Consider the following 3,230-nt stretch of genomic DNA (forward strand, 5'->3'; position numbering starts at 1 on the left):
AGGCCGGAAATCTGCCATTGACGGCCGGACTACTCGCCATCCGGGCTACGCCCTCAGCCAACGCCTGCGCAAACGGGTGGAGGAAATCTTCGGGTGGATGAAAACCGTCGGCAATCTCCGGAAAACCCGGCACCGAGGCCTGGAACGGGTGGGCTGGATGTTTATCCTCACCGCCGCGGCTTACAATCTGGTGCGAATCAGCAACCTGATAGCGGCAGCTTCTACCTGAACCAAAAAGGACCCCGGGAATGCGGTAATTCTTACTGCTACCGGCCACCGACGGAGGACGTAACCAAGATTTATTAGCGAATTTACAGTTCATAAAGGTAGCGCAGTCTCCTTGAAACAGATGACAGAGTTAAATCACGTTGGTTTTTCAACGGCCTGCTAAGAGGTTTTCAAGAGATGGATTTAACCAGAAATTGACAGCGGGCGTCGTGAAAATACTTGCATGCCCTTCTCCGGTTATTTATAATAGCACCGTATTCCAATCTCTTTCCCCTAATAAACCAAAATTAGTTCTTTGAGGGCGTTGGACAATTAACTAACCCAAATTCCTCAACTCATCAGGACACGGCACCTGTCACTGGGTCCTTTGGGGAGGAAGTTTATGGTTGCCCCTAGCCGAGAAGGAATATTCAATCAGTATCGTTGGCTTCTTTCCAGAATCCAATGGCTGCTGGACGGTACTGTGGTGGTGGCCCTGCTGCTGATCTTGTGCAGGACCTACTCTATACCTATAAGTTTTGAATATTTAGTCATGGGGGGGGTCGCATTTTTCCTCACCGTTATAGTTTTTCAGAGTACCCGGCTTTACCAACCTTGGCGCGGTGTTTACCTGGGTCGCTTGTTTCGCCAAACCTTTTTGGCCTGGGCCGTGGTGATCGCCATTCTGGCGGTGCTGGGTTACGTTACCAAGACGTCGACCATTTTTGCACGGCGGGTAGTCCTCTCTTGGTTTATCCTGACCCCGATGGCTCTGGTGGTATTAAGGCTCCAGGTCTACGTCGGTCTGCGGTGGTTGCGGGAATGGGGCCGTAACAGTCGCACCGTGGTCATCGCCGGGGCCGGGGAACTGGGCCACCGGCTGGCAGAAAATGTTGTAGATACGCCTTGGCTAGGCATGCGCCTGAGGGGCTTTTTCGATGATCACCTGACAGGTCAGAAGGTTGCCTTGCAGGGCGGGGCTCAAGAATATTCGATACTGGGCAATCTTGAGGACATGGTCGATTATGTCCGGACCAATAAGATTGACATGGTCTATCTGGCCCTGCCTTTGCGCGCCGAAGCTCGTATCCGAGAGGTAATCGAAGCCCTCCAGGATACCACCGCCTCGGTCTATTTTGTCCCTGATATCTTTACCTTCTCACTCCTACAGGCATGTTCCACTGAGTTAAAGGGGATCCCGCTGATTTCTATCTGGGAGAGCCCCTTCCATGGGATCAATGGCTGGCTAAAAAGGGCGGAAGATATCGTCTTAGCCAGCATCATCCTGCTGCTGATTTCGCCCCTGATGCTCATTATTGCTCTGGGGATCAAATTAACCTCTCCAGGGCCGATATTCTTCAAACAACGCCGCTATGGGCTGAATGGCAAAGAGATTATCGTCTACAAATTTCGCACCATGAGAGTGTGTGAAGATGGCCCGGATATCCCCCAGGCGACTAAAAATGATTCGCGGGTGACCGGTTTCGGAAATTTGTTGCGGCGGACCAGTCTGGACGAACTGCCGCAGTTTTTTAATGTCCTATTTGGCACCATGTCGATCGTCGGGCCGCGGCCCCATGCGGTCGCCCATAACGAATATTATCGGCGGCGGATACCCGGTTATATGCTGCGCCATAAGGTGCGTCCGGGGATCACCGGTTGGGCCCAGGTTAATGGCTGGCGGGGGGAAACCGAAACCCTGGAAAAGATGGAAAAGCGCATCAAGTATGATCTGGAGTACCTGCGTTATTGGTCCATATGGTTTGATCTCAAGATCATCTGGCTTACCATTTTTAAGGGTTTCACCGGCTCCCATGCCTATTGAGGCAGCTATTATCACAGTTTTTGCTGCACAAATATTGACAATCCCTGCGACCCAGTTAAGCCTCTGATATCCCAATCAAAATATTGGTTAAACCATGATTCCTTGCGAAAACTCCCCTTTGCTTTACGCCGTCATCCTGGCGGGTGGTTCCGGGACCAGTCTCTGGCCCCTGTCGCGGATGTTGCAACCTAAACAATTACTGCATCTGCCGGGATGTCAGAATGGCCGCAGCCTGGTGCAAGAAACCGTGGCACGGATCGTTCCATATGTGCCCCCTGATCGGTTAGTGGTAGTGACGCACCGCGAGCAAGAACTGGAGATCCGCCGCCATTCGGAAATGTTAGATGCAGAAATTGCGGCGGCGGCAACATCTTGGCAGAGCCGGTAGGACGGAATACTGCCCCGGCCATTGCCTGGGCGGCGCGTATCCTGGTGGAGAGAGACCCGCAAGCACTGATGACGGTGTTGCCCGCAGACCAGTTGATGGTGCAGCCGCAATTATTCTGGGAGGCCCTGATGGCCGGTCGGCCAGCGGCGCAACAGGGTTACCTGGTCACTTTTGGCGTTACCCCCACCAGGCCGGAAAGCGGCTATGGCTATATCAAGCAGGGTGAAGCTTTGGCCTCCGGATCTGTCCCTGGGGGAGTCTATCAGATAGATCGCTTTGTGGAAAAACCCGATCCGGAGACCGCGGCGCGCTACCTGGCGGAAGGAGGCTACAGTTGGAACAGTGGCATTTTTTTCTGGCAGGTAGATGCCTTCCTGCAAGCAGTAGCGTGCTGGCAGCCCGATTTACTGCAGGATCTGGAGCAAATGCACTACGACGAGCAAGGACGACCAAGCATTGAGCACTAGCAGGCTGTTGAAAAACTCTTTACTTGAGACCACCAAAAAGTGCTGTCCTTAGAGCCTAAAAGGTGCTATACTCAAGGATAACAAGATCTTATACGGAGGCAGCGACTAGGCGCGGTGACGATGTGCAACAGCAAGCGATGTTCAGCTACCTTTCTCCTGAAGCTCGAGTGCTCCAGGACCATCGGCTCCGGCCGATCCGCAAAATGGTGAATCAAGCCCTGGCCGAACCGCTGTCGGACGAGCATTTCACCGTGGACGGTACCCTGATCGAGGCCTGGGCTTCCCTGAAGAGTTTCCGGCGCAAGGACGCCCCGCCTCCCTCGGGCGGCGGTCGCAACCCGGA

General features: G+C 53.7%; 5 protein-coding genes. All 5 read left to right on the top strand.

The window, feature by feature from the left end; genetic code table 11:
• Positions 1-229 (top strand): transposase (locus JRG72_11570; protein ID MBW2135842.1); only part of this gene is annotated, 229 nt, incomplete at its 5' end.
• Positions 230-610: 381 nt separating this feature from the next.
• Entirely contained in the window at positions 611-2,032 is a 1,422-nt protein-coding gene (locus JRG72_11575; GenBank protein MBW2135843.1) for an undecaprenyl-phosphate glucose phosphotransferase, read from the top strand.
• A gap of 94 nt (positions 2,033-2,126) precedes the next feature.
• Positions 2,127-2,420, top strand: a complete 294-nt coding sequence (locus JRG72_11580; protein MBW2135844.1) for an NTP transferase domain-containing protein — start codon at positions 2,127-2,129, stop codon at positions 2,418-2,420.
• Positions 2,405-2,887 (top strand): hypothetical protein, encoded by a 483-nt coding sequence (locus JRG72_11585; GenBank protein ID MBW2135845.1) that lies wholly within the window; start codon positions 2,405-2,407, stop codon positions 2,885-2,887. Before JRG72_11580 ends, JRG72_11585 begins: the two co-directional genes overlap by 16 nt.
• A 137-nt stretch (positions 2,888-3,024) precedes the next feature.
• On the top strand, positions 3,025-3,230 hold a 206-nt coding region (locus JRG72_11590), incomplete at its 3' end, for a hypothetical protein (GenBank protein MBW2135846.1).

It is taken from the genome of Deltaproteobacteria bacterium (assembly GCA_019309545.1).
In the GTDB taxonomy this organism is placed as follows: domain Bacteria; phylum Desulfobacterota; class Desulfobaccia; order Desulfobaccales; family Desulfobaccaceae; genus Desulfobacca_B.